The 24,640-nt window shown below is 67.2% G+C and carries 18 protein-coding genes and 4 pseudogenes; 13 read left to right on the top strand and 9 right to left on the bottom strand.

The window, feature by feature from the left end; genetic code table 11:
• Window positions 1-17: 17 nt before the first annotated feature.
• The 3 genes and pseudogenes from K8O92_25430 to K8O92_25440 all read right to left on the bottom strand — a co-directional run bounded on the left by K8O92_25430 (window position 18) and on the right by K8O92_25440 (window position 1,691).
• Window positions 18-200 (bottom strand): annotated as a pseudogene (locus tag K8O92_25430) (resolvase).
• A 21-nt stretch (window positions 201-221) separates the two neighbouring features.
• Window positions 222-551: pseudogene (locus tag K8O92_25435) on the bottom strand (MFS transporter).
• Window positions 552-578: 27 nt separating this feature from the next.
• Window positions 579-1,691: an epoxide hydrolase N-terminal domain-containing protein gene (locus tag K8O92_25440; GenBank protein ID UAK35938.1), complete on the bottom strand. Its 1,113-nt coding sequence runs from the start codon at window positions 1,689-1,691 to the stop codon at window positions 579-581.
• Window positions 1,692-1,902: 211 nt separating this feature from the next.
• Here K8O92_25440 and K8O92_25445 point away from each other — a divergent pair, with 211 nt between their 5' ends.
• The 7 genes and pseudogenes from K8O92_25445 to K8O92_25475 all read left to right on the top strand — a co-directional run bounded on the left by K8O92_25445 (window position 1,903) and on the right by K8O92_25475 (window position 10,143).
• Entirely contained in the window at window positions 1,903-2,352 is a 450-nt protein-coding gene (locus tag K8O92_25445) for a hypothetical protein (protein UAK31160.1), read from the top strand.
• Window positions 2,353-3,504: 1,152 nt separating this feature from the next.
• A complete protein-coding gene (locus K8O92_25450) occupies window positions 3,505-3,687 on the top strand; it encodes a hypothetical protein (protein UAK31161.1) in 183 nt (60 codons plus the stop codon).
• Between the two features lie 384 nt (window positions 3,688-4,071).
• Window positions 4,072-4,920 carry an alpha/beta hydrolase gene (locus K8O92_25455; protein UAK31162.1) on the top strand — a complete coding sequence of 283 codons (849 nt, stop codon included), beginning with the start codon at window positions 4,072-4,074 and terminating at the stop codon, window positions 4,918-4,920.
• Between the two features lie 35 nt (window positions 4,921-4,955).
• Window positions 4,956-5,401 (top strand): annotated as a pseudogene (locus K8O92_25460) (VOC family protein).
• Between the two features lie 21 nt (window positions 5,402-5,422).
• The gene (locus K8O92_25465) at window positions 5,423-6,898 is read left to right on the top strand and encodes an NAD(P)/FAD-dependent oxidoreductase (GenBank protein ID UAK31163.1); all 1,476 of its coding nucleotides are present in this window, start codon (window positions 5,423-5,425) and stop codon (window positions 6,896-6,898) included.
• Window positions 6,895-8,337, top strand: a complete 1,443-nt coding sequence (locus K8O92_25470) for an aldehyde dehydrogenase (GenBank protein UAK31164.1) — start codon at window positions 6,895-6,897, stop codon at window positions 8,335-8,337. Before K8O92_25465 ends, K8O92_25470 begins: the two co-directional genes overlap by 4 nt.
• A 210-nt stretch (window positions 8,338-8,547) precedes the next feature.
• A complete protein-coding gene (locus K8O92_25475) occupies window positions 8,548-10,143 on the top strand; it encodes an ATP-binding cassette domain-containing protein (GenBank protein ID UAK31165.1) in 1,596 nt (531 codons plus the stop codon).
• Window positions 10,144-10,193: 50 nt separating this feature from the next.
• Here the strand turns inward: K8O92_25475 and K8O92_25480 are convergent, their stop codons facing one another.
• Window positions 10,194-11,246, bottom strand: coding sequence for an alpha/beta hydrolase (locus K8O92_25480; protein UAK31166.1), 1,053 nt, complete (start codon window positions 11,244-11,246; stop codon window positions 10,194-10,196).
• An 81-nt stretch (window positions 11,247-11,327) separates the two neighbouring features.
• Window positions 11,328-14,039: an AAA family ATPase gene (locus tag K8O92_25485; GenBank protein UAK31167.1), complete on the bottom strand. Its 2,712-nt coding sequence runs from the start codon at window positions 14,037-14,039 to the stop codon at window positions 11,328-11,330.
• A gap of 131 nt (window positions 14,040-14,170) precedes the next feature.
• On the opposite strand from K8O92_25485, the gene K8O92_25490 reads away from it, so the two are divergent.
• Together K8O92_25490 and K8O92_25495 are read left to right on the top strand one after the other, a co-directional pair.
• Entirely contained in the window at window positions 14,171-14,599 is a 429-nt protein-coding gene (locus tag K8O92_25490) for a hypothetical protein (GenBank protein ID UAK31168.1), read from the top strand.
• Window positions 14,600-15,677: 1,078 nt separating this feature from the next.
• Entirely contained in the window at window positions 15,678-16,283 is a 606-nt protein-coding gene (locus K8O92_25495) for a dihydrofolate reductase family protein (GenBank protein ID UAK31169.1), read from the top strand.
• Between the two features lie 416 nt (window positions 16,284-16,699).
• On the opposite strand, the gene K8O92_25500 is transcribed toward K8O92_25495, so the two are convergent.
• Window positions 16,700-17,137: a MerR family transcriptional regulator gene (locus K8O92_25500; protein ID UAK31170.1), complete on the bottom strand. Its 438-nt coding sequence runs from the start codon at window positions 17,135-17,137 to the stop codon at window positions 16,700-16,702.
• A gap of 38 nt (window positions 17,138-17,175) precedes the next feature.
• Here K8O92_25500 and K8O92_25505 point away from each other — a divergent pair, with 38 nt between their 5' ends.
• The gene (locus K8O92_25505) at window positions 17,176-17,829 is read left to right on the top strand and encodes a methyltransferase domain-containing protein (GenBank protein ID UAK31171.1); all 654 of its coding nucleotides are present in this window, start codon (window positions 17,176-17,178) and stop codon (window positions 17,827-17,829) included.
• 440 nt (window positions 17,830-18,269) lie between these two features.
• On the opposite strand, the pseudogene K8O92_25510 reads toward K8O92_25505, so the two are convergent.
• Window positions 18,270-18,524: pseudogene (locus K8O92_25510) on the bottom strand (cysteine hydrolase).
• 501 nt (window positions 18,525-19,025) lie between these two features.
• On the bottom strand, window positions 19,026-19,337 hold the full coding sequence (locus tag K8O92_25515; protein ID UAK35939.1) for a PaaI family thioesterase: 312 nt from the start codon (window positions 19,335-19,337) through the stop codon (window positions 19,026-19,028).
• 368 nt (window positions 19,338-19,705) lie between these two features.
• On the opposite strand from K8O92_25515, the gene K8O92_25520 reads away from it, so the two are divergent.
• From K8O92_25520 to K8O92_25530, 3 genes are all read left to right on the top strand, one after another.
• Window positions 19,706-20,833: an erythromycin esterase family protein gene (locus K8O92_25520; GenBank protein UAK31172.1), complete on the top strand. Its 1,128-nt coding sequence runs from the start codon at window positions 19,706-19,708 to the stop codon at window positions 20,831-20,833.
• 122 nt (window positions 20,834-20,955) lie between these two features.
• Entirely contained in the window at window positions 20,956-21,297 is a 342-nt protein-coding gene (locus tag K8O92_25525) for a MerR family transcriptional regulator (GenBank protein ID UAK31173.1), read from the top strand.
• A gap of 345 nt (window positions 21,298-21,642) precedes the next feature.
• Window positions 21,643-21,774, top strand: coding sequence for a helix-turn-helix domain-containing protein (locus K8O92_25530; protein ID UAK35940.1), 132 nt, complete (start codon window positions 21,643-21,645; stop codon window positions 21,772-21,774).
• A gap of 63 nt (window positions 21,775-21,837) precedes the next feature.
• On the opposite strand, the gene K8O92_25535 is transcribed toward K8O92_25530, so the two are convergent.
• A complete protein-coding gene (locus K8O92_25535) occupies window positions 21,838-23,847 on the bottom strand; it encodes a polyprenyl synthetase family protein (protein ID UAK31174.1) in 2,010 nt (669 codons plus the stop codon).
• Window positions 23,848-24,640 lie beyond the last annotated feature (793 nt).

Below are 24,640 nucleotides of genomic sequence, written 5' to 3' on the forward strand. Positions count from 1 at the left end.
CATGAACGCCGTGGGCGCTACGCGCGTGGCGCAGTGCCGCTGATGATGCGGTGGATGGTGGAGCGGCCAACGCTGTATTCCTCTGCCAGGTCGGCCAGGCTCGCGTCGTCGTCGGGGTCGTCGTCGGCGGTGGATCGTTTTCCGTGCTGCGAGAGGCAGTTCGGCTGTTTGCCTCTGAGGCGGCCGTTCGCGCGGGCCTGGCCATGCCCTCGCGGGTGCGCAGTCATCGCCAGGCCCATGCCGATTCCCATGGCGAGGATGCCGGGCAGGATGGACGGGTAGCCGCCGTCGACGGAGGCGAACCCGGCCATCAGCGCCAGGCCGACGACGGAGATCAGCGCCCCGACGGTGTCGAAGGCATGTGAGGAGTGCTCGTGAGAGTTCGGCAGGGCTTTGAGCGTCGTGGCCAGGGCTGCGATGACCAGAGCCGCGGGAAGGACGAACAGCCAGCGCCAGTCGGCGACATCGACGAGCAATGCGGACAGGAACATGCCCAGGATGCCGCCGCCTCCGGCGACGCCGGTCCACACACCGATCGCTTTGCCGCGCAGCGGCGGCCGAAAGAATCGGGATAGGGCTCAGCGGTTCGCGAAGAACACGCGCATGTCCTCGACGAGCAGGGTGGGCTGTTCGAGGGCGATGTAGGCGCCTGCCTTGTCGAACTCGGTCCAGCGGGCGACCGTGGTGTCGCGGTCGGCGAAGCGGCGGACGGTGACGTCACCGGCGGCGACCACGAAGGCGGTGGGAACGGTGACGCGCTCCTTGGGCGCCCACGTCATGGGGTCGTGTGCCAGGTCGTGGTAGCTCTGCGCGATGGAACCCGACGTGCCGGTGAACCACTGGACGCTCGCGTCGAGGAGCATCCGGTCCTTGGGAACGGTGTGCTCAGGCAGCTCGGCCTGCGGGTCGCTCCACTCCTTGAACTTCTCCACCACCCAGGCGAGCAGGCCGATGGGGGAATCGTTGAGGCCGTGGGCGATGGTCTGCGGGCGGGTGGACATGATGATGTTGAAGCCGATGCCGTCGCGCATGAAGGCGTCGATGGTGGCCATGCGCTGCTTCTCGGTGTCGGTGAAATCACCGGCGCTCTCGTCGGGCATGGCGACGTAGGCGTTGACGTGCAGGCCGATCAGCCGCTCGGGGATCTGACGGCCCAGCTCGAGGGACAGGTTCGCACCGCCACCGCCGCCGTGCGCGCCGAAGCGCTCGTAGCCCAGGCGGGTCATGAGTTCGGCCATCGCGGTCGCGGTACGCGGGACGGTCCAGCCGGTGTCGGCCAGCGGCGTGGAGAACCCGAATCCGGGCATGAAGGGCACCACGAGATGGAAGTCGCGCGAGAGCGGCTCGAGCACGTCGAGCAGGCCCATAACCCCGCCCGGGTTGTCGTGCAGCAGGAGCAGCGCCCGCGCGCCGGGCCGCGCGGAGCGGATGTGCTTGAAGTGAATGATCTGGCCGTCTATCTCGGTCGTGAACTGCGGCCACCGATTGAGCTCGGATTCGGCCTGCCGCCAATCGAATTCGCCGGCCCAGTAGGCGACCAGCTCGCGCAGGTAGTCCACCGGCACGCCGCGGCTCCAGTCCGCCCCGGGCAGGGCGGGAGTCCAGCGAGCCCGGTTCAGCCGGTCGCGGAGATCGTCCAGATCGGCCTGTGGAACCTCGACGCGGAAGGGGTGGATTGCGTTCACGACCAACTCCTTGGAACGGAATACTTTGTTCCACAACCATAGCGGAATGGTCCATTCCGCTGCAAATCCGGTCGAGGATCAGCCCGCACGAGCACTGGCCGCGCGAGGTGGAACAGGGGCGGAGTGACGTACTATCGGTGCGCACTGAAGCGATGGGGGTAGGGTCACCGTGAATCAGACACAGCCGAGCTCGGGGCGCGCCGATAGTGGAGATGTCGTGCAGCCATCGCCCGGAGGCGGCCCGCCCCCCGGCGATCCCGGCTCACTGTCGCACGATCTGCTGCAGTGGTCAGCGGCTGCGTTCGGCGCGGTCGCGCCCGCGGCGACAGTGTTCGGCAAAGCATTCCTCGAAGCGCTCGGTCAGCGTGCCGCCGACGGTGCGGCAGCGCTTCCGAGCAAGCTACGCCAACGCTGGTTTCAGCGGGCACGGCGATCGCACGGTGATGTCGAAGTGGTTACCGTGCTCGACATCGAGAACCTGAACGCGGCGGCGATCCTGGTCACCACCGGCCTTCCGGACGAGGCGCGCCTGGCCCTGCTCGACCTCGACCCTACCGAGCCCACACTGCACGGAAAGGTTCTGGAGTGGAACCTCTCGAGCCAGCAGTGGGTCCCGGTGGAAGCACCAGTCACACAGGTGAGTCCACCGCCCAGTGAACCAATCTGACCGAAGGCGTCGGCCGAATCGGTCACAAACCCCGATCCTGGATGGCGTCTCGTCCAGGATCAGAGTCTGGCTGACGAGCCTCAGGTCGGGAGATGTCGCATCTGCTGCGCCCACCACAGTTCGGACCGGTCATCCGCTCAGCAGTATGCGTCGTCGGTGCGGGCGATCACTACATCCATGGCAGACCGGGCTCGGAGCTCGGCCGGGGTGCCGGGGATGGTGGCGCGGCCTCGTATAGGACGGGGAAGTCACAAGATACCCATGGCCAGCATTTTTGCGAGCTCGGCGGATCGCCCGGCATACGCCTCGTGGTAGGCGGCATCAGTTATCCACACGCGCAGAACGAGTTTCGGTGGCATCACGCATCATGGTGATGACCACGACCCAACACGAACATGCGGAGCGCTGCGCCGATGACCACTACGGATAACTTGCTGTACGGCGGCACCCGTTGGGACGAGCGCGGCCAGTGGTGGTATGAGCTGATCCACGGTGACGGATCGACCGAGCGCGTGCCCGGTCTCGGTACGCGCTTGGCGTTCAGGATCCGCGACACGGCGCGATACTGCTTGGGATATCACGGATTCGGCAGTTTCCCGGGGCGGCGAGCGTGTCCGGATTCCGCGCAACTTGTCAGCGGCCGGCAGTGCCCGCTTTGCCGGGTGCGGGAAGGGTGGGCGGTGGTGCACACGCACCGCGGACCGATCTCGGCCTTGCCCGAGCAGATCCGTGCTTACGTGTCCCAGCCCCACCATCTCTATATCGCCTATTTCGGTGAGGGATTGGCCAAAGTTGGTACGGCGTCGGCGGTACGTCGGCATCGCCGCCTGTACGAACAGGGCGCGCTCGCCGCCCGGTTCATCGCCGACTCACCAGATGGCATGCATGTGCGCGAACTGGAGCGGGTGGTATCGGCACAGGCCGGTTTCCGGCAGGCCGTCGGCAGCGCGGCGAAGACTCGCGTCCTGACCAAGCCGCTGGCTCCGTGGGCGGCAGTGGAGGCTGCGGTGACCGCCGCAGCCTCCGAGGCGCTCGCCGTGCTGCCCACCGGGACGATGCGCACTGAAACGACCTGGTCGGGTGGCGGCGAGTTCTATCGCACAGTGGCGGAGCGAGGCCGCTACGCGACCGTCATCGATTTCGGCGGGGCGTTTGCCGCCGGGGGAGTACGTCCTCGACGCGGTGACCGCGCACGGGCACACCATCGCTTGCCGCGACGGATCCGAGACCGGAGAACTTCTCCTGGCCAACGACACTCAGCTCATCGGGCGGCGTATCGAGCTCGACGATTCGATCACCGGCGGGTCCGTTGCCGCGCAGACGAGCTTGTTCTGAGGACTCCGGGACGTTTCGACGACCTGATCGAGTGGAACGTTCGCCTCGATCACAGTGCTGTCGGGATGGTCGGATCGAGGCGGGAGCGGGTGAACGTCGAGCAGCGACAGGCGCCGTATTCGGTGACACCGCGGCGGCCGTACCCGGGGCGGTTGAGTCGTTTCTGTGCCCGGAGGAAGACACGACCACTACGCACACGCCTCCACCAGCGGAAGCGTTGTGTGATCGGCGCGTAGGACGCTGGTCGATCCGTCCGCCTTTCTGGTGGCGGTGTCGGCTGACTACGTCATGGTCGGCGTCAGTTGACAGATGTGGCGGTGGGGGGAGCGGGACCAGAGTCGAGGCTGCGCAACATGCTTCAACGCTCCTCGGAAGGACATCGACATGGTCGACATTCGACACCCTCGTACGCGGCGCGCGGGCGGGGCGATCGCGGCGGTCACGGCTGCGGTGGCGGTCGGCAGCCTCGCCGTCGCCTGCACTGCGAGCACCACCCATGCCGGACCGACCGAGGACGCGCCGAAGCCGACCGTCGTCCTCGTACACGGCGCGTTCGCGGATGGGTCGAGCTGGAACGATGTCATCGACAAGTTGCGCAAGGATGGGTATCCCGTGGTGGCGGCCGCCAATCCGCTGCGGGGGCCCGCCGCCGACGCCACCACTGTGCGGGGACTGATCAGCCATATCAATGGGCCCGTGGTCCTGGTCGGACACTCCTACGGCGGATCGGTCATCAGCACCGCCGCAGCGGGCAGCGATCAGGTGAAGGCGCTGGTGTACGTCGCGGCCTTCCTGCCCGCGCCCGGTGAGACTGCGTTCGAGCTGACCAATAAGTTCCCCGGATCTACCCTGCCGGGCACGCTCAACGCCGTGCCGTTCACCGATGCCGACGGCAGTACCGGCACCGATCTGTACATCCAGCAGGACAAATTCCACGATCAGTTCGCCACCGACGTCCCCGCCGATCGCGCCGCCCTGGCGGCCGCCGCACAGCGCCCGATCCGGCAGTCCGCGCTCGAGGAGAAGGCGACCGTCGCTGCTTGGACCGACAAGCCCAGCTGGGATGTGGTCACCACGCAGGACCTCAATATTCCGGTCGCGGCGCAGCGGTTCATGGCCGAGCGGGCGCACGCGCAGGTCACCGAGATTGCCGCGTCGCACTCGGTCGCGGTTTCGCACCCGGATCGGGTCGCCGAGGTGATCGAGCAGGCCGCCCGGAACAACGCCCACTGAAGCGTCGCGAAAGACATTCGAGGAGAACACGAATCATGGACATGAAGCTGGAAGTCGCCGTCGTGCCGGTCGCCGATGTCGACCGCGCCAAGGCCTTCTACACCGAGCGGCTCGGATTCCGTCTCGACGCCGATTTCCCGGTGGACGACGGCTATCGCGTCGTGCAGGTGACCCCACCCGGCTCGGAATGCTCGATCATCTTCGGCACGGGAGTGACCGCGGCCGCACCGGGCAGTCTGGCCGGGCTGCATCTGATCGTCACCGATATCGAGAAAGCGGTCGCGGAATTGACCGCGCGCGGGATCGCGGTCGACGGACCGTTCCACGACGCCACCGGCGTTTCCATCACGCCGGGACCGAAAGTCGAGTGCCGGGAGCGGATCCGCAGCGTCGCAGCTACGGCTCGTTCGCCGCGTTCACCGATCCCGATGGCAATGGCTGGTTCCTGCAGGAAATCACCCAGCGCGCACCCGGCCGCTGACCTCCATCGAAGGTGAAATCCGTGTCCGACAGAAAACTTCGTAGCTACGACGTGGTGGTCATCGGGGCTGGACCGGTCGGTGAGAATGTCGCCGACCGTACTCGCGCCGCCGGGCTGAGCACCGTGATCGTCGAATCCGAACTGGTCGGCGGCGAATGTTCGTACTGGGCCTGCGAACCCAGCAAGGCGCTGCTGCGCCCAGCCTCGCTCTACCGTGAGGCCGCGGCCTTCCCGGGAGTCGCCACCGCGGTCACCGGCGCGCTCGATGCGCCCGCGGTGCTCGAACATCGCGACCGCATGGCGGCCGGCTGGAACGATCGGGGCCAGGTCGAGTGGCTCGACTCCGTCGATGTCGACCTGATCCGCGGCCACGGTCGCCTCGACGGGCCCCGTCAGGTGACGGTCCACACTCCTGAAGGTGAGACCGTGCGGCTCACCGCCCGGCACGCGGTGGCGGTGTGCACCGGCACCTCCGCGGCGCTGCCGCCGCTGCCGGGCCTGGATGCGTTGCGGCCGTGGACGAGTCGCGAAGCCACCAGCGCCCGCGAAGTACCGGGCCGGCTCGCGATTCTCGGGGCCGGGGTGGTCGCCACCGAAATGGCCGCCGCCTGGCAGGCATTGGGTGCCCAGGTCACGCTCATCGCCCGCGAGTCCCGGCTGCTGGGCCGCGTCGAAGCCTTCGCCGCGGACCTGGTCGCCGAGCGGCTCCGGGCAGCCGGGGTGGACCTGCGATTCGGCACCACCATCACCGCAGCAGATCGCGCGGGTGGCCCCGACGACACCATCCATCTGACCCTCGCCGACGGCGCCCGGCTGGTCGCCGACGAACTGTTGCTCGCGACCGGACGCGCACCCCGCACCGAGGACCTCGGCCTCGACACGGTCGGTTTGCGACCGGGAGCGTGGCTCACCACCGACGACACGTTCACCGTGACCGCCGTCGACGGCGAGTGGCTGTATGCGGTCGGCGACGTCAATCACCGTGCGCTGCTCACCCATCAGGGCAAGTATCAGGCCCGTATCGCGGGGTCGGTCATCGCCGCCCGCGCGCTGGGGAATGCGCTCGACACCAGTCGTTGGGGCCCGCATGCCGGGACCGCCGACCTCGAGGCGGTGCTGCAGGTCGTCTTCACCGATCCGGAGATCGCGGCGGTCGGCCTCACCACCGAGGACGCCGCCCGCGCCGGACGGACGGTGGACGTGGTCGACTACGACAGCGGCCGCGTCGCCGGTGCGATCCAGCACGATCCCGGCTATCGCGGACGGGCCCGCATCCTGATCGATCCGGACCGCCGGGTCATCGTCGGCGCGACCTTCGCCGGCGCAGGCGTCGCCGAGCTGCTGCACTCGGCCACTATCGCCATCACCGCCGAGGTCCCCCTCGACCGGCTCTGGCATGCCGTCCCCTCGTTCCCCACCATAAGCGAAGTCTGGCTCCGCCTGCTGGAGACATATCGCGACCAACAGCCATCGTTCGCCCTGGGAGAAACCCGATGATCATCTACGAGCGGCTCTACGTCGGCGGCTCCTGGACCGAACCCAGCGAACCGGCACTGCTGGAAATCCTTTCGCCACACGATGGCTCGGTCATCGGCAGGGCGGCGCAGGCGCAACCCGCCGATGTGGACCGCGCGGCAATGCTGGCGCACACGGCGTTCGAAGGACGCGTATGGCGTGACACCCCGCTCGCCGAGCGAATCGCATTGCTGCGCAGATTCAATAAATTGCGCGAGGACGAGGCAGACCGGATCGCCGACCTCATTTCCGCAGAAAACGGCGCCGCCGCATGGTTCACCAAGGCAGGCCAGGCCGGTCTGACCCGCCAGGCGAATGCCTACCTCGCTGCTGCCGAGCATTTCGACTGGGAACGCACCCTCGAACCGTCGGACCCGAGTTCCCGCGTGCGCAGTGTGGTGCGGCGCGAGCCGGTCGGCGTCGTGGCGGCGGTGATCCCGTGGAATTCACCCTTCTCCTCCGCGACCTCGAAGATTCTGCCCGCTCTGCTCGCCGGGAATTCGGTGGTGCTGAAAGTATCTCCGGAGAACTCCCTGAGCATGGGTCTGCTGGCCGAACTGGTGGATCGAATCGGACTGCCGGACGGCGTGCTCAGCGTGCTGCCCGCAGATCGCGAAACGAGCGAGTATCTGATCTCCCATCCGCGGGTGGACAAGATCGCGTTCACCGGCTCGACCGCGGCCGGTCGCCGGATCGCGTCCATCGCGGGCACCCAGCTCAAACGAGTGAGTCTCGAACTGGGCGGCAAATCGGCGGCGGTGATCCTGCCCGATGCCGATCTGACGGCGGTGATGAACGGCCTGAAGTTCGGCTCGCTGTTGAGCAACGGTGAATCCTGCATTGCTCAAACCCGTATCCTCGCCCCCCGCTCCCGCTACGAGGAGGTCATTTCGGCGCTGGCGGCGCTGGTCGAGTCCCTGCCGGTCGGTGATCCCCGCGACCCGGAGACCTTCATCGGCCCGATGGTTCGCGGCGATCAGCAACAGCGCGTCCGCGACTACATCGAGATCGGCATCGCGGAAGGCGCGCGCCTGGTCTGCGGCGGCCCGCAGGTCCCGCCCGGCCCGCGGGGCGGCTTCTACGTCACCCCCACGGTTTTCGCCGATGTGACGCCGACCATGCGCATCGCGCGGGAGGAGATCTTCGGTCCGGTCCTGGTCGTCCTGGCCTACGACGACATCGACGACGCGGTCCGCATCGCCAACGACTCCGAATACGGCCTCTCCGGCGGCGTGTGGTCGGCCGACGAGGCCGCGGCGCTGGCCGTCGCCCGCCGAATCCGGACCGGCACGGTCACCATCAATGGCGCGCCGATCGGATTCGACGGTCCCTTCGGTGGCTTCAAAGCCAGCGGAATCGGACGCGAGTACGGCGTGGTCGGGCTGGGCCAGTACACCGAATACCAGACGATCACCGTCTGACTCCGCTGGTAGGGTGGTCACGTGATTATCGAGGAAGTCGACAGACGCTAGCCGCCCAGTCGAAGGCGGCGCATTCCTCATTCATTTCTCTCGGTGCCCCGTAACCGAACAGCCCGAGATTTTTCGAGCCTGATTCGCCTTCGTCTGCTTCCGCAATGTCTTTAAATCACGCGGCCCGCTCGTTCACGAGCAGGAAAGAGTCGACGACCCATGTCCACATCCATGCAATCAGCGATCACTCTGCAGCACGTGTCCTTCGAATGGCCCGACGGAACTGCCGCGCTCTCCCAGCTCAACGGGACCCTGACCACCGGGCGCACCGGTCTGGTAGGGCGCAACGGCTCCGGAAAATCGACACTGCTGCGGTTGATCGCGGGAATCCTCACCCCGACCTCCGGACGCATCGAAACCACCGGAGAGGTGGGCTACCTGCCGCAGACGCTGACCCTCGGCAACGACCACACCATCGCGGAATTGCTCGGCATCGCGGGCACGCTCGCGGCCGTGCGCGCGATCGAATCCGGCGAGACCGGGGAAGCGCACTTCGAGACGATCGGCGACGACTGGGACATCGAATCCCGCGCCGACGAAGCGCTGCACGACATCGGTTTCAGCGCCGCCGATCTCGACCGCAAGGTGGGGGAGATTTCCGGCGGCGAAGCGGTGCTGATCGCCATCACGGGTCTGCGGATTCGGCGCACACCGATCACGCTGCTCGACGAGCCGACCAACAACCTCGACCGCGAGACCCGCTCCAAGCTCGCCGAATTCGTGGACTCGTGGCCCGGCACCCTGGTGGTGGTGAGCCACGATCTCGAACTGCTCGAGCATATGGACGCCACCGCCGAACTGCACGGGACTGCGCTGGGTGTGTTCGGCGGGCCCTACAGCGTCTGGCAGCAGCACGTCGAGCAGGAGCAGGCGGCGGCCGCGCAAGCGGCGCGCACCGCAGAGCAGGCCTTGAAAGTCGAGAAACGCCAGCGCATCGAAGCCGAGACGAAGCTCGCCAGACGTGAACGCACCGCCAGGGCGACCCAGCGCGGCGGCGGCATACCCCGGATCCTGGCGGGCAACCGCGCCAGTAGAGCGCAGGGCTCCGCGGGCGCGATGCGCTCCACGCTCGACGCGAAAGTGCTCGCGGCCCAGAAAGTTGTGGACACCGCCGCATCCCGTGTCCGACGTGAGGAGCACATTCGTCTCGAATTGCCCGACCCGGATGTGCCGCGCAGCCGTCGCATCGCGGAACTACGCGACGGCGACCGCTCCATCGTCGTTCAGGGGCCAGAGCGGGTCGCTCTGATCGGCCGCAATGGCGCGGGCAAGTCGACATTCCTCGAAAATCTGATTCATGGTCGAGATCTGGAACGCGGGACGCTGCTGACCGACCGCGTCGGGTATCTGCCGCAACGCCTGGACAATCTGGACGAACAGGCCGGTGCGCTCGAGAACGTCCTTTCGGTGGCCGCTGCCACCGCGCCGGGCGCGATCCGCAATCAGCTGGCCCGGCTCCTGTTGCGCGGCAGCAGTGTCGAACGGCCGGTTTCGACACTGTCGGGCGGGGAGCGCTTCCGGGTATCCCTTGCGCGCCTGCTGTTCGCCGATCCGCCGCCGCAGCTGCTGATCCTCGATGAGCCGACCAACAACCTGGACATCGCCAGCGTCGACCAACTCGTGGAGGCCCTAGGCGACTATTGCGGCGCGATTCTCGTGGTCAGCCACGATTATCCGTTCCTGCGCAGGATCGGTATCGACACTGTGATCGAACTCGATGTGGACGGCGGATTCCAGCTACGCGACTCCTTATAGACGCGCAAAGGCGGGGCCCGGTTGTTGACCGGGCCCGGCCTTTCCGGCTTTCAGAGGTGGTCGGCGTCGATGATCGCCTGGGCGAACGGGCGCGGCGCCTCCTGCGGCACGTTGTGGCCGATACCGTCGAGAACACGGTGCTCATGCTTGCCGGTGTACTTTGCGGCGTAGAGCTTTCCGTCCTTGGCCGCGCCGTCGAAGTCGCTACCGAGCGTGATGGCGGGCACGGTGATCGCCGGTGCGGCGGCCAGTTGCCGCTCGTAGCTGTCGTATTGCGGCTCGCCCGGCGCCAGGCTCAAGCGCCAGCGGTAGTTGGAGATGACGATGTCGACGTGGTCGGGATTGTCGAAGGCGGCGGCGCTGCGGTCGAAGGTAGCGTCGTCGAAATTCCAGGCCGGGGAGGCGCGCTTCCAGATCAGCTTGTTGAAATCGTGCCGATTGCGGCTGTAGCCGAGGCGGCCACGCTCGGTGGCGAAATAGTATTGGTACCACCACCCGAGTTCGGCCTCGGGAGCCAGTGGCTGCTGCTGTGCCGCCTGCACCGTGACGATGTACCCGCTCACCGCGACCATGGCCTTGACCCGCTGCGGCCACAGCGCGGCGATGATGTCGACAGTCCGCGCGCCCCAATCGAAGCCGCCCAGTACGGCCTTGTCGATGTGCAAGGCGTCCATGAAATCGAGGATGTCGCGTGCGATGGCCGACTGCTGACCGTTGCGGACGGTCTGGGTGGAGCGGAAGGTGGTCGGACCGTAGCCGCGCAGGAACGGAACCAGAACCCGGTAACCGGCGGCCGCCAGCAGCGGACCGACATCGGCGTAGCTGTAGGCGTCGTAGGGCCAGCCGTGCAGCAGGATCACCGGTTGACCGGTGCCGGGCCCGAATTCGGCGTATCCGACGCTGAGAACACCAGCGTCGATCTGCTTGATCGGTCCCAGGGTTGTGTTGTCGCCCGAGCCCTTCCGCAGATCCGCGCCGGGGACCGGCGTCGTGGCCCCCGGCGCGGTGGCGGAATCGGTGCCGCAGGCGCTCAGCGAGGCGGCGGTCAGGCTCGCGGCACCCGCTACGAGCGCACCACCGAAGAATCGTCTGCTGATATTCATTCCGCCGACGCTAGGTAGCGCGCGGTCGTGGCCGCGAGCGTCGGATGACGTAATCGGTGTCCATTGCCCAGGCCCGTTCTACTACGCCGTCTGTTCCTCGGTCGGCAGCACCCCCGCGAGATCACCGCGCGAACTGATCCCGAGTTTCGGGAAGATCCGGTGCAGGTGAGTGCTCACGGTCCGGTGCGACAGGAACAGCCGCTGCCCGATCTCCCGGTTGGTCAGCCCTTGGGCCGCCAGTTGCGCGATGCTCAGCTCGTGCGGGGTGAGCCGGTCGCGGGCATCCGGGTCGCGATTCGGGCTCGATTCGCCCGCGCTGCGCAATTCCAGGCGGGCCCGTTCACTCCACGCCGTGAAGCCGAGGGCGTCGAAAGTCTCTCGCGCCTTGCGCAAATGGGTGCGGGATTCGACGACTCGCCGCTGCCGCCGCAGCCACTCGCCATAGGCGAGATGCAGGCGGCCGCGTTCGGCCGGCCAGCCGGTCAGATCCGCCTCCAGTGCGGCGGCGAACAGCTTTCCGGCCATATCACCTGCGAGCACCGCTCGTGCGTAGCGCATTCCGATGTGCAGGGCGGGCGATGACGTGGCTGCCGCGACCGGTTCCAGTTCGCGCAACAGTTCCGCCACCGCGTCGGTCTGTCCGGCGCGGACCGCGGCCTCGGCGATTTCGGTGAGGAAACACGCGCGCAGCGTCAGTGAATACGACGGATCCCGCGGATCGTGGACGCGAGCCAGATCGGTGAAGGCGTCATCGAATCGGCCCTCGCCGAGCGCGATGAGCCCGCGGGTGAGCTGCACCGTGGCCAGCACAGGCCGCGCGCCGGCCGCCAGTCCGGTCCGTTCGGCGTCCGCCGCGAGTGCGGCGGCCTGCAAGTAGTCGCCGCGCAGCGCCGCGATTTCGGCCTGTACCGCGACGACCACCGCGTGCATGAACGGCGCCCCGGTCTCCCCGGCGAAGGCCGCGGCCTCGGCCGCGATGGGCGCGGCAGCGGCGAGGTCGCCGAGCCGGGCCAGGCTCCAGGCCTGGATCGCGAGTGCCCGGGTCAGCAGCCCCAACTGTCCGGCGGAGCGGAATCCGGGTGCGGCGGCGGCCGCGAACTGTGCCGCGAGGTCGAAAGCGCCGACCTGATAGGCCGCACTGCTGAGAAAGTGATCGACCTCCGGATCGCGCCCCGTGGTCGCGGCCAGCGCGCGCAGGTGACCGAGGACCTGTTCGCCGCGCTCGAACGGGGCAACGATCGAGTCGACCGCGAGCTTGCGCGGATCACCGTCGGGAATGCCGAAGGTGTCGGCGACCGCGAGCACCGCGCGCCGGGCCTCGGGTCCGGGTTCGACCCAGAAGCACCGCATGGCCGCACCCCACAGGATCCGCAGCGCGGGATCCACATACCCGTCGGCGGCGACGGCGGCCGCGAGCGCGGCCAGTTCGCCGATACGCGAGGGGCTTTCACGCATCCCGTCCTCGAACCCGCTGAGCAGCCAGTTCGCGGTGGCCTCCTGCGCGGCGGTGAGAGGGAGCGTACGTGCGGTGTCGACCAGGCGATCGGCCGTGTCGCGGTGACCGGCGTCGACCGCCAGTTCAGCAGCGCGCAGGAGTCGATCCGCGCGTCGGCCGGGGGTGGCGCTCAGCGCCGCAGCACGCTCCAGCGCCGCGATCGCGCCGCCGCGGTGCCGGGACCGTTCGGCGGCGTCCTCGAGCGCCGTAGCCACCTCCTCGTCGGCGCCGACCGCACCCGCCGCCCGATGCCACACCTGACGATCCGGTGACTCGGTGAGCAGGTCCGAGAGGGCCCGGTGGGCCCGCTGGCGCTCCTCGGGCATCGCCGCCGCCACCAGGGCCGAACGAATCAGCGGATGCCGGAAAGCCACCGTGCCGGGACCGATATCGATCAACCCGGCCGCCACGGCAGGGGCGAGAATCTCGGTTCCCACCTCGGATCCCAGGAGAATCCCTGCGGCAATCAGCGTCTCACTGAGCGAATCGCTGTCATCGAGCGCCGCGACGAGCAATGCCGATCGGGTGCGCTCGGGCAGCGCGGCACCACGCGCCGAGAAGGCGCGTTCGAGGCGCTCGGTCAACGGCAGCGCTGGAGCGGTTTCGCTGAGATACCCCACCGCCGTGGGCAGTTCGATCAGCGCGAGCGGGTTGCCTTGCGCCTGCGCGAGCACCCGACGACGGACCTCGGCAGGCAATTCCGGTGCGATGCTGTCGAGCAGCGCGTTCGCGTCGTGCTCGGGCAGCGGACCCAGCCGCATGGTGGTCAGTCCGGCCTCGCGCAGCGGTGAATCTGCACCGTGGCGCACCGTGGCGAGCACAGCGACGGGTTCGGAGTCGATGCGGCGCGCGACGAAGGAGAGGACCTCTGCGCTGGCGGGATCGAGCCAGTGCACGTCCTCGGCGACGACCACCAGCGGCCGTTCGACCGCCAGGTCCGCCAGCAGGGTCAGCGCGGCCAGCCCCACCAGGTGCAGGCTCGGCTCCTCGGTGGTATCCGACATGCCCAAGGCGTTCGTCAGCGCCTCGAATTGGTGCCTCGGCAGGGTATCGAACGCGCTGCGTAGCGGGTAGAGCAGCCGGTGCAGCCCGGCGTAGGTGAGGCCGTGTTCGGCCTCCGCACCCGCGGTCCGCAGTATCCGCAGCCCCGCGGCGTCCGCGGCGGCGGCCGCCTCCGCGACCAGTGCCGACTTGCCGATTCCGGGTTCCCCCTGGATCAGGATGCCGCTTCGCTCGCCGGGACCGTCCACCAGTGTGGCCAGGTCTTTCAGCTCGGTCTCTCGTCCGAACATCGGCATGTGGGCGTTCTCCTCCCGGGGCCGTCACGGGATGCGCGGCGACCCGCCGCGACCTTACCGAAACCGGATTACGTCACCCCAGCGTCAACTTACAGATTCGGCGCCCTGGTCGCGGCGGCGAAGGTAGCCCCATGACTACGGTACGTTTTCACCTCCTGTCCACACTGACTCCCGCCGAGGTCGTGCGGGTACTCACCGACTTCGGACCCGATCGCGCCGAGGTGTGGCCGAACATCGACGCCGAGCACTTCCGAATCCACGACCGCGGCGACACCTGGGCCGAGGTCACCGAGGGCACCGCCGCCGCCTGGGAGCGCGCCCGCTACGAATGGGATCCCGCCGGTGACACCGTCACCATCACCACGCTGGACTCGAAGCTGTTCGGCACGGGCGGCGGCTGGGTCTTCCGCGCCACCCCCGCCGCGTCGGGCAGCCGCGTCGATGTCGAATTGACCCGCACTCCGCAGGCGGTCAAGGGGAAGATCCTGGCGATGCTGCTGCGGCTGGTCGGGCCGTCGTCATTGCGCAAGGCGTTTGCCGGACCGCTTCGCGCCGCGTGATGAGCAGAGTCGCCGCGCGCGAGATACCCGGCCACGACGGCGTCACGCACCATTCGACTGGCGCCGGAGTGATCGAGACCCTGTGACGGCGGCTTCCACACCCGTCCGTAGCGCGGCGGCGACCGACACACGACGCCTGGTGGCTCGGCTCGTACTTCGCCAGATAACAGCCAAAGACGGTCACCACCTGCACAGCGAACCGCACCCTCGTCCGCGTCGAGTTCAGTGTTCTGCGCGCGCACGCCTACATCCTGTCGGCATGCGCCGTGTGACGAGTACCGCGATCCGCGGGCGACGTCTGCCGGTCGCCGAACCCCGAGCCCGCACCGGTTTCCTTCCTCGGGTCCGAGCGCGACCATCGAAGCGTGCGTCAACTTCTCCGCTCGGTGTGGTACGGCGCCGAACCCGCCGCGGCGGTCCTGGCGGGACTGGGCGCTGGTGGGGGTGTTCATCGGGCTTGTGCTGCTCGAAGGGGCGGGACGGCGGGATCATCGCCAGACCGTGATTCCCGAACGCCGGGACCAGGTCGTCAACCGCAAACCCAAGGGCCGGGCAGGCGGGCGGACACCGAGCTTCGATGCCGAGATCTACAAACGCCGCAATGTCATCGAATGTGCCTTCGACAGGGCCATTGTCGTAATAAGAAGCGGGCGGGTTGATCGGCCTGGGAGTGCGAGTCCGAATCACTCTCGCCGATCGGGCTCGAGGAACTCTTACCGACAGGTAGCCCGCCGGACCGGTAGCCGCGATCGGCGCCGTGCCGGGTGCGAGCCGGCAGCGCTGCAACACCCACTACGCGATCGAAGTTCGTGGCTGTGGGTGCGGACCCTGCCGCATGCGGTGTTCGACCAAGCGGATCATGACCACCAATACATGTCCATCGCCTTCACCGAGCGCCTCGCCGAGGCCGGGGTCCAGCCCTCGGTCGGGGCGGTTGGATCGGCCTACGACAACGTCACGTAACACCCCTCGTTTGCGGCTGGTGACACGATCCTCACCGGCACCCCCACAGTGCGGCCGATGAGTTTGGGGCTCCCGATCGGTCGAAGCTCGTGACACTCTAGGAAAGGACACCGCCATGTCGGAGCTTCTCGTCGACTTCATCACCTCTCTCGACGGCTACGCATCGGGAGAAGGATGGCCCGGGTTCTGGGGCCTCGAGGGCCCGGAGTACCTCGCATGGCTCGGCGAGCAGCCCGAGGCCACCTACCTGATGGGAGCGAATACCTACCGCCTGATGTCGGGCTTCGCCGCCGGCGAGGTCCCGAGTGGCCAAGACGAGTTCAGGCCCGAGGAAGAGGCGTCCGTCGACGAGCTCACGCGAGCGTCCAAGGTGGTGTTCTCCTCCTCACTCGAGGAGCCACTGAGGTGGGCCAACTCCACGCTCGTCCGCGACGACGCCGTCGAGGCGGTCCGCTCCATGAAGTCGAGCGGCTCAGGACTGCTCAGCACGATCGGCAGCCTGAGCCTGTGCGGGTCCCTGCTGAGAGCCGGACTCGTCGACCGATTCCGGGTCGTGATGTTCCCGGTGATCACCGGTGCCACGGGCGCGGAACGCATCTACGACGGCTATCCGGACGTTGCGCTCGAGATGATCGATCACCGCACCTTCGATGGCCGCATCCAGCTGGTCGAGTACAAGCCCCGCGTGCTCGAGCACCCGCCGCTCGGCGCCCCTGCGTGACGTCGCCCGTCCTCCGGTCCGGACCGCCGCCAGGCCCGGCATCCAAGTGCCCGATGCCACGTAATGCCGCTGGCCGCGCGGACCGAACCGGCAGCCGGCTCGGTCCGGCGGAAGATCGGCCCGTGAGGTCCGAGTCCGCCGGATCTGGCGGTAAGTCGCCGCCGCAGATAGTTACGCGAGTCGGTACCACCCGCCGGGTGCATATGCCCACGTCGCTGTTCGAGCTACTGTTGGTGCCATCCCTTGCAGGTATCCAAGCCGGGCTTCGTGCTGCCGCGAGCTGTGAAGAATTCGGTTAGAAGTTCACTGACGGGAAGGCCTCGGCTTCGAAGGAAGTCGTCGAGCATCGCGAGCACCTCGGCGAGTGGGTGAAGAGCTGAGGTCTCAATAGCGAGGCCGCCTATTTCGAGGCGAGGTCAGTGCGAATGAACCTGTGAGTGCGCCTCTTCGAGAGAACATCCCGCCAGGAGCGCCTCGACTCCGCTGGTGAAGTTGGGGCACTCGACGATGTCATCGTGCGGGCAGGCCAGACCATGGGCGATGGCGGTGCGTGCCGCCAGTGCCTGGGCAATCCGTTGATCCAGCTCGGTGAGTTTGCGTTGATACAGCTCCCGCCAGCTGTCGTCGGTCAGCGAACGAGACGCGATGAACGCTTTGACCTCCCGCAATGTGAAACCGACGTTTTGCAGCGCCAAGACCACACCGACCAGCCCGACCGCCGACGGCGGATAACGCCGTTGGCCCGAGACCCGGGCCGGTGGCGGTAGCAGGCCCAGTTCCTCCCAGTACCGCAGCGCGGAGGTGGCGACACCGGTGCGGCTCGCCAGCTCACCGATCGTCAACTGTTCGCTCATTTGACTTCAAGCATACTTGAAGCCGTTCACTGGCGATCATGCAGAAAGCAGCCACAGCTCTCAAACAACGGGCGATCAGATATTTGGTGCTCCAGGCCCGTCACCCTCGCGGCTTCGTCGGGTGGGCGAACGGCTGGATGTTCGCTCTTCGCCCCTCCAACCGGCAGCGCAACGTCTGGGCAGTTTCGTTGCTGGACGTGCAGCCCACCGATCGGGTATTCGAGATCGGTTTCGGCCCCGGCGTCGCCATCGCCGAGTTCGCCGGCCGCGCCACCCAGGGGCATGTCTTCGGGATCGACCACTCCCGAGCCATGGTTCGGCACGCCGCCCGCCGCAACGCCGCCGCCGTCCGTGCCGGCCGAGTGCATCTCACGCACGCCTCGGTGGAGCAGTTGCCGAGTTTCGACGATCCGCTCGACGCCATCCTCGTCGTCAACTCCGTGGGATTCTGGCCTGACCCGGTGGAGCGGCTTCGCGAGCTGCGCCGCCTGCTCCGGCCCGCAGGACGCATCGCGCTCGTCAGCCAGCCCCGCTGCCCCGGCGCCACCTGGGACACCACGGCCCGAGCCGGCCAAGAACTCCAGGACCTGCTCGCCCAGGCCGGCTTCACCGAGCTCCGGGTCGAAACCCTCGACCTCGATCCGCCTGTCGCCTGTGTTCTCGCCATCAACCCGACCGACGTACCCTCTTGACCGCCCGCAGCACACCGGACAGCCTCGGTAGTGCTGACTGCATGACTAAGAAGCCAGGGCCGGAATCGTCCTCGATGGGGAATGGGTGACACGACGGTTGCCGATACCGGCTTGATGCCGCCGAGGTCGAGTCGAGGGACCTCGGACATCGGTTTGCGGAAAATCTGGATTCCGTATTCGGTGAAGGCATCGGTGGTTCTCGCCGAGTAGTGCCGGCCGCTGTCGCTGATCAGTTCGACGCCCATCCGCGGTTCGTCCCAGCCGGGATACTCCCATTCATCGATGTAGATGTCCTCATCGTCGGTGGTCAGCAGGTAGTACACGACCTCGGTGATGCGCTCGCCGGGCAGTTCGGCAACGATCGCCGTCAGTGATTCCTCGGCGCATTGGATCGCCTCCCGTGACATGCGTTGCGGTGTTGGTGACGGCAGCCACTCGGCGCAGGTGACGACCTCGAAACCGCGATTGGGGAAAACGGTATCCATGAAGAAGTCGTGCGTTGTCGGTTCGTCGTCGGCACAGCCGTCGCGCAGAACGATCACCCGGTAGTCGCGGTCTGCTGCGACGTAGCACGTTGCAGTTACCATTGCGCTGGTGGCGACACCTGCGATCGCGAGCGTGTCGACACCGTGCGCACGGAGTACGAGGTCGAGATCGGTGCCTGCGAATGAGCTGGACCGGCGCTTGGACACGATGACATCCTCGGCGGCGACCGGCGATTCGACCTCGTTCCGGGCGCCCCCTCATGAAAGGCGTCGCCCGCTTCGTGGAAGGGCCGGAACAATTCGCCGTGTCGCGGCAAGTCGATTCCATTGGGGGCGCAGAGCAAATCGCACGAACCCTACTAGCGTGCCGATCTCGCGAACCCGGGGGAGCAGTTCGTACCGTGGGTCCACCACCTGTGCGGCGAATGGATGGTTGGCCGTGATGCCCCCGCTGGAGGGAAGGTTTCAACTGAGATGAGGCGGTTCCTGCAGCTCGGTACGGACTACCCGCATGGCCAGATCATGACCATCGCTCAGGCCATCGGCTCACCGGACGCGGTTGCGTTCTCCGGCGGCCGACTTGGTCGCCGAAGCGCTCGAATCAGGTCACGGCCATGACAGCTACGCCCGCCTGGTGGAACGCTTCAGCCGCGGATAGCTGCGCTCACGGCCTCACCGGTCCGATGAGGTTCGAGAAACCGCCTTCGATCCTCACTCGTGGTTCGAAATCAGGTGCACCGTCTGCACGACATGGGCGCACATGTTGCCGGCGTCATTTCGCACCTCGACTGTGACCACGACCTGACGTCCGCTGACCCGGAGCGGAACCGCGATCGCGGTGGCGACATCGGTAATCGGACGCAGAAAGTGGGTGGTGGAGTCCGCTGTCGCGGGCAGTGCGCCGGGCTTGCCGTTCACGGCCGCGCGGTCACCCGGTTCGGTTCGATGTGATCGAACTCCACTTCTAGCCCCATTCGAACTGGGTGGGTATGTGGTGGCGGGACCGCTCCGGTGTGCGGAGATTGTCGAGGGGGTCCTTCGATCGTGGCACGGGTGACCGTCCTTTCTGTGTCCCCCGGCTGTCGCTGGTTTGGTGGGTGTCGAGTCGACGCCGGACTCACCCAGCTCGGACCCACCGGCTACCGGTTGCTTCGGGTCCGCGACACCCTTTTCTGACTTCGGCCACGGGACCCCTGCACTCCTCTGCTTCCGGAAATGGCGGTGAGGCCGCCAGCCGATGTACACAACGGGTCATGCGAAGGAGCGACGCAGCGCGAATCGAGTCGAGACCGACTGACTGGGAAGCCCCACCCGTTTGAGACTTTTGTGGTTCTCCAAGGCTCGATATCGACTAGGTCTCAACAGTGAATTCAACGATACGGTAGAGACACATGAGCCAGAACATTCAAGACTTCGTTCCCGCGACATGTGCTTTGCTGGCGTTCGGCGAACCCACACATCAAGAACCCGCTTTCGCGCGGGTCCGCAACCAACTATTCGCTCAGTTGGTCGGCTGCGGCTTCAGATCAATCACGATCGAGACCGACCGCGTGGCGGCGCTGACCGTAGACGACTTCGTCCGGAATGGGGTCGGCTCCCTCGAGCAAGTGATTGACGAAGGCTTCTCGCACGGTCTCGGAAAGCTCGATGCCAACAGGCAGCTGGTCACCTGGATGCGCGAGTACAACGCGACCAGGACCGAAGACCAGCAGTTGTCCTTCCACGGGTTCGATGCACCCACCGAAATGACGAGCGCCCCCAGTCCACGGCATTACCTCGAATTCGCCCGCGACTATCTGGGACTTGCCATCGACCTCGCGGGACTGACCGGCGACGACGAGCGATGGAGCCGTATGGAGGCGATCATGGATGCGGCCGCCTCGCCCGGCGCCACAGCCGAGGCCGAGCGACTGCGGGTAATCGCCGACGACATGCTCACCATGCTCTATGCCCGGGCACCGGAACTCATCGCGGCCACCTCACATGCCGAATGGATCACTGCCGAAACGCATCTCACCGCCGGTCTCGGCCTACTGCGCTACCACAAACAGTCCGCCGACCGGCAACTCGACGAAACCGCCCGGGTATCCCGGATGCTCGCGGTTCGGGACGCCCTCATGGCCCAGAACCTGCTCGCCATCCGCCGAGCCGAGAGTCCGCGAGGCGCGACTTTCGTGTTCGCGCAGAACGGTCACCTGCGACGAAATCGGTGCCGCTGGTCCCTCGCGGGCATGGATCTCACCTGGTTCAGCGCCGGGGCGATCGCCGATTCCCTGCTCGGCGAACGCTATTGTTTCGTCGCCGGAAGTCTCGGCCACAGCACGGCTCTCGGACTTGGCGTCCCCGAGCCGGACACCTACGAGGGTCTGCTGAGCGAGCGCATACAAACCTGGGGTCTGACCAGCCCCGCCACCCTCGGGCCCGCTCGCATCCGAACCGATCCCACACCCGAGCAAGGCTACTTCCCGCTCGACCAAGCAACCCTCGACGGCGCCGACGCGGTTCTGCACATCGCGTAACAGCACAGACGCGCTGGCGCTGATCCAGATCATCAGATCCGGCCTGCGGCGACGTCGTCGCAGAGCGAAACGGTGTACTGAAAAAGCTTCACTGCAGGATGTAGACATCTTCTGAAGCCCACATGGGCCGGGCCGCGGAAATCCTCGACGTCACCCCCGCCTTCTTGCGCGGTCTCGACGCCGCCGAACTATTGATCCCGCAACGCTCCCCGGGAGGGCACCGCCGCTACTCCCGCTACCAGCTGCGTATCGCCGCCCGCGCCCGCGCGCTGGTTGACGCCGGCGCACCCCTGGCGGCGGCGTGCCGGATCATCGTCCTGGAGGACCAGCTCACCGAAGCCTTGGAACTCAACGCCCAACTCTCCCGACAAGACCCACCCACACCGGACCCGACAACTGACCCTCACTCGCCGACGCAGCGGGCGCCGAGTTCGGCCCACATCGTTTTGCCGCCGCCGCGGTAGTCCACACCCCAGCAAGTGGCCAGCTCATCGGCCAGGATCAACCCGCGCCCGCCGATGTGACCAGGGCGGCGGAAGCGTACCGGCGCGCGTGAACCGTCATCGACCTCCACGCGAAACCAGCGGCGACCAGCCCTGATCAACCGGCACCCGCGCGGGGCGCGGGCATGCGCCACGGCGTTGCCGGCCAACTCGTCACACCTATACCGCGTCCTCGACGCCGATACCACAGTGGCGTGCTCGAGCAGGCGCGCCTTTGCTCAAGTGCCGAGAGAGTCTCCGTCGCGGGGTGTGTGGGTTGCAATGCTGCGGCCGAGGCGGACCATGGCGCGGTAGAGGGCGCGGCGGCTGGGCGGCGAAGTTTCGGTGCCAGGCCGAAGAACTGCCGTGGGTCGCCGACGTCTCGCTCTGGCCGCCGAGTTCGGCATCAGCCGCGAAACCGTCTACCGCTACCTGCGAGCCGAGCCCACCGTAGACTGAACGACACCTGATATTTGCAGGTCGGCCTGCTCGGACCTGGCATCTCGGGCCGGCCTGCGGGGTTTACGACGCGGTCTGAGCTGGTTCGGCTGCCGGATGGTAGATCTCACGGCGCAAGCGTTCCAGGTCCGGCGCCGCAGAATCTGCGGTTTTCCTGTACCGATCGGTTTGGCTCCCCCAGAGCCCCCCTCTCACTATGTTTGTGTACATCTCGGCATAGTCCTTCCCCTGACCGGACAGGCCGGGAAGCACCCGGAGCAGGGCGGGGATGTAGCGGATCACCGTCTCGAGTTGGGCGCGTTGCTCGGCCAGTTGGCGCTGTACCTGCTCGACGGCTTCGCTGCGGGCACAGCCGGTCTCGTGACGGATCGCGCGGACCAGGTTGTAGGGGACTTGGTCGGCTTCGTCCCGATCCAGCCCCGCAAGATCGTTCTCCACGAAGACCACGAAGAACAGCAGTTCTTCGAGACGGCGGATCACGGGGTGGTTGCGCAGCATCGACGGCACCTCACGGTCCTGGTATGCCTCTAGGCAGGCGATGGCGGTTTCGAACCCGCTGGTCGACTTCCGCAGCGGCAGATAGTCGGCCGTGGCGGGGATGTCGCCGTTGATGCGCTGGTGCGCTTCGCGTTCGCAGGCTTCGAACCACTCCTCGAGGTTGTCGAGGAACCGCTGCTGCCAGCGGGTGCCGCGGCCCTCGCGCAGGCGCGGCCACAAACTCGCCCACGCCGTCGGGATCGCTCCAGGCCGCGACGGCGCCTGCGGGTCTTGGTGCAGCATGGCCACCAGGCCACGCCGCAGCGCGGTGACGGCTTCGGGGTCGGTCAGCTGCGGATCCTCGAACAGGTCGTCCCACACAAGGGCCAGCGTGAACATGCCGGCGAAGGTCTGTTCACGGGCCGCGTCCGCTGCTGGGGCCCAGGTCCGTGCCGGGACCCGGAGCCCTCCCGTCCACCGGTGATAGGCGGCCTCGGTCGGTGTCAGGGCCAGGCCGGTGTCCACCAGCCAGCTCCGCAACCATGACGCGGCCTGCGCAGAGACCACCTCACTGTGGGTCTGGGGTGGCTGCGTCGAGGCCCGGGAGACCGTGGGACCAGGAGTTCGCCGATCGAGTATGGACCGGGCGTAGGCGGTCATCGCGTGACGGGCGCGCGGGTCGACGGGCAGGGTGGCGAGCTGACCGGCAGCCTGGTCCATGAATTCCTCGGCTCGCGCCAGTGCTTCGTCCACGGCGCCGGAGGCGACGACGAGTTCGCGGGCACGTGCGGCTTGCTCACCGGTCATTCTGCTGCGCAGCAGGCGGGCAAGGTCCCGATCGCGTGCTGCGGCGCGGATCACGGGCAGGGTGTAGATGCCCTCGGGCAGATCCTGATTGACCGGCTTGCCCATTTCTTCGGCGGTCGAGGTCAAATCGAAAATGTCGTCATACAACTGGTAGGCCATCCCGAACTGTCGACCGAACACCGCCAACGCCTCTTCTCGATCCTCGGGGCGGCCGGCTTGCATCGCGCCCACCCGGCAGGCCAGCGACAGCAGCGCCGCCGTTTTGCCGTCGATCGACTCCAGGTAGGCCTGCTCGCTGCGGGAGGCCACGTACTGGTCGGCGGCCTCGAGCACCATGCCCGCGCACATGTGCGCACTCGCGGTCGATCCCGCGAGCCCTTCACGTCGGCCGAGTTCGAGCAGTACGCGCCCGCCCTCGGTCGTCACGGAGTCTCCAGCCAGTACGGCCATGTGCGATCCCCACACCGCGTTCGCGCTGGGCCGGCCGCGGCGCTGGTAGGCGTGATCGATGACGTCGTCGTGATACAGCGAGCCCAGATGCAGCAACTCCACGGCGGCGGCGGCGCGCACCGCCCGGTCGTCGGCGGGCGTCGCAGGATCGGTGAGCAGGTAATACGACAGCAACGTCAAGGTAGGGCGGACCAGGCGGCGGGAGGTGTCGGTCCCTTCGTCGGTGAGTGCGGTCAACTCTGGCCTGCCCTCGAACCGCACGGGTCCGAGAACGTCACGGACGCGGTCGAGGTCCGCCTCCAGATGCGGGAACACAGCCGAATCGATTTCACGTGGCACGCGCGTACTCCTGACTGGTTACATCGGTCATCCACAAACACCGTTGATCAACGTCAATTCGACACCACCATCACGCGGAAGACGTTGGTATCGGCCGTTTTCGACGTTCGCAGCCCCTGCATGACGACGGTCCGTGATTGTCGTTGCGCGACGAGCACCTCGACCGAATCGCCCACCCCTCACCGGCCACCGGCCTGCGGCCACTGCGCGATCACAGCGAGGCATCACGGTCAGAGGGGCCGTGGTCGCCGTGTGTTGCTCGTGTGGCGGCACGGCCGGGCCGCAGTACCCGTCCGGACACTCGGCACTACCCACATCGTGCGCTGAGGTCGGCACCGCGGCGGACGATGCGCTGCACCGATTCGCGGGCGCCCTGTCGACCAGTGGATGCGCAGCCTGTCACCACGTCCAAGCTCGACAACGGGGTTGGGCAGACGCTCACCTGCACGGTCACCTACGAGGATCCGATTCCGCACGGTCTCTGGGTGTGGACAACTCCAGCCGTGGTCGGGCAATCCTCGCCGTGCGCGAAAGAGGCTCGGGCGTGGACACCTTGTCGGGGTCAATCGTACGATGTGGCCGTATTCACTCGGGACAGTAGGTTCACGGACTGGGCCTACGAGGTCTTCACCCAACCCCGGCCGCTCATGGCCGGTCCACCGGCATTGTTTCTGCTCCGGGTACGGGGTCTCCGTCTTCTTGGACTGTGGATTCAGCCCCGCCGCCGTGATGTCGGCGTCGGGAGCAGAACAGGTCGTCGCGCGCATGTCCTTCAGCGCACAACCCCGCTGAG

The sequence above is a fragment of the Nocardia asteroides genome (assembly GCA_019930625.1).
Classification (GTDB): Bacteria; Actinomycetota; Actinomycetes; order Mycobacteriales; family Mycobacteriaceae; genus Nocardia; species Nocardia sputi.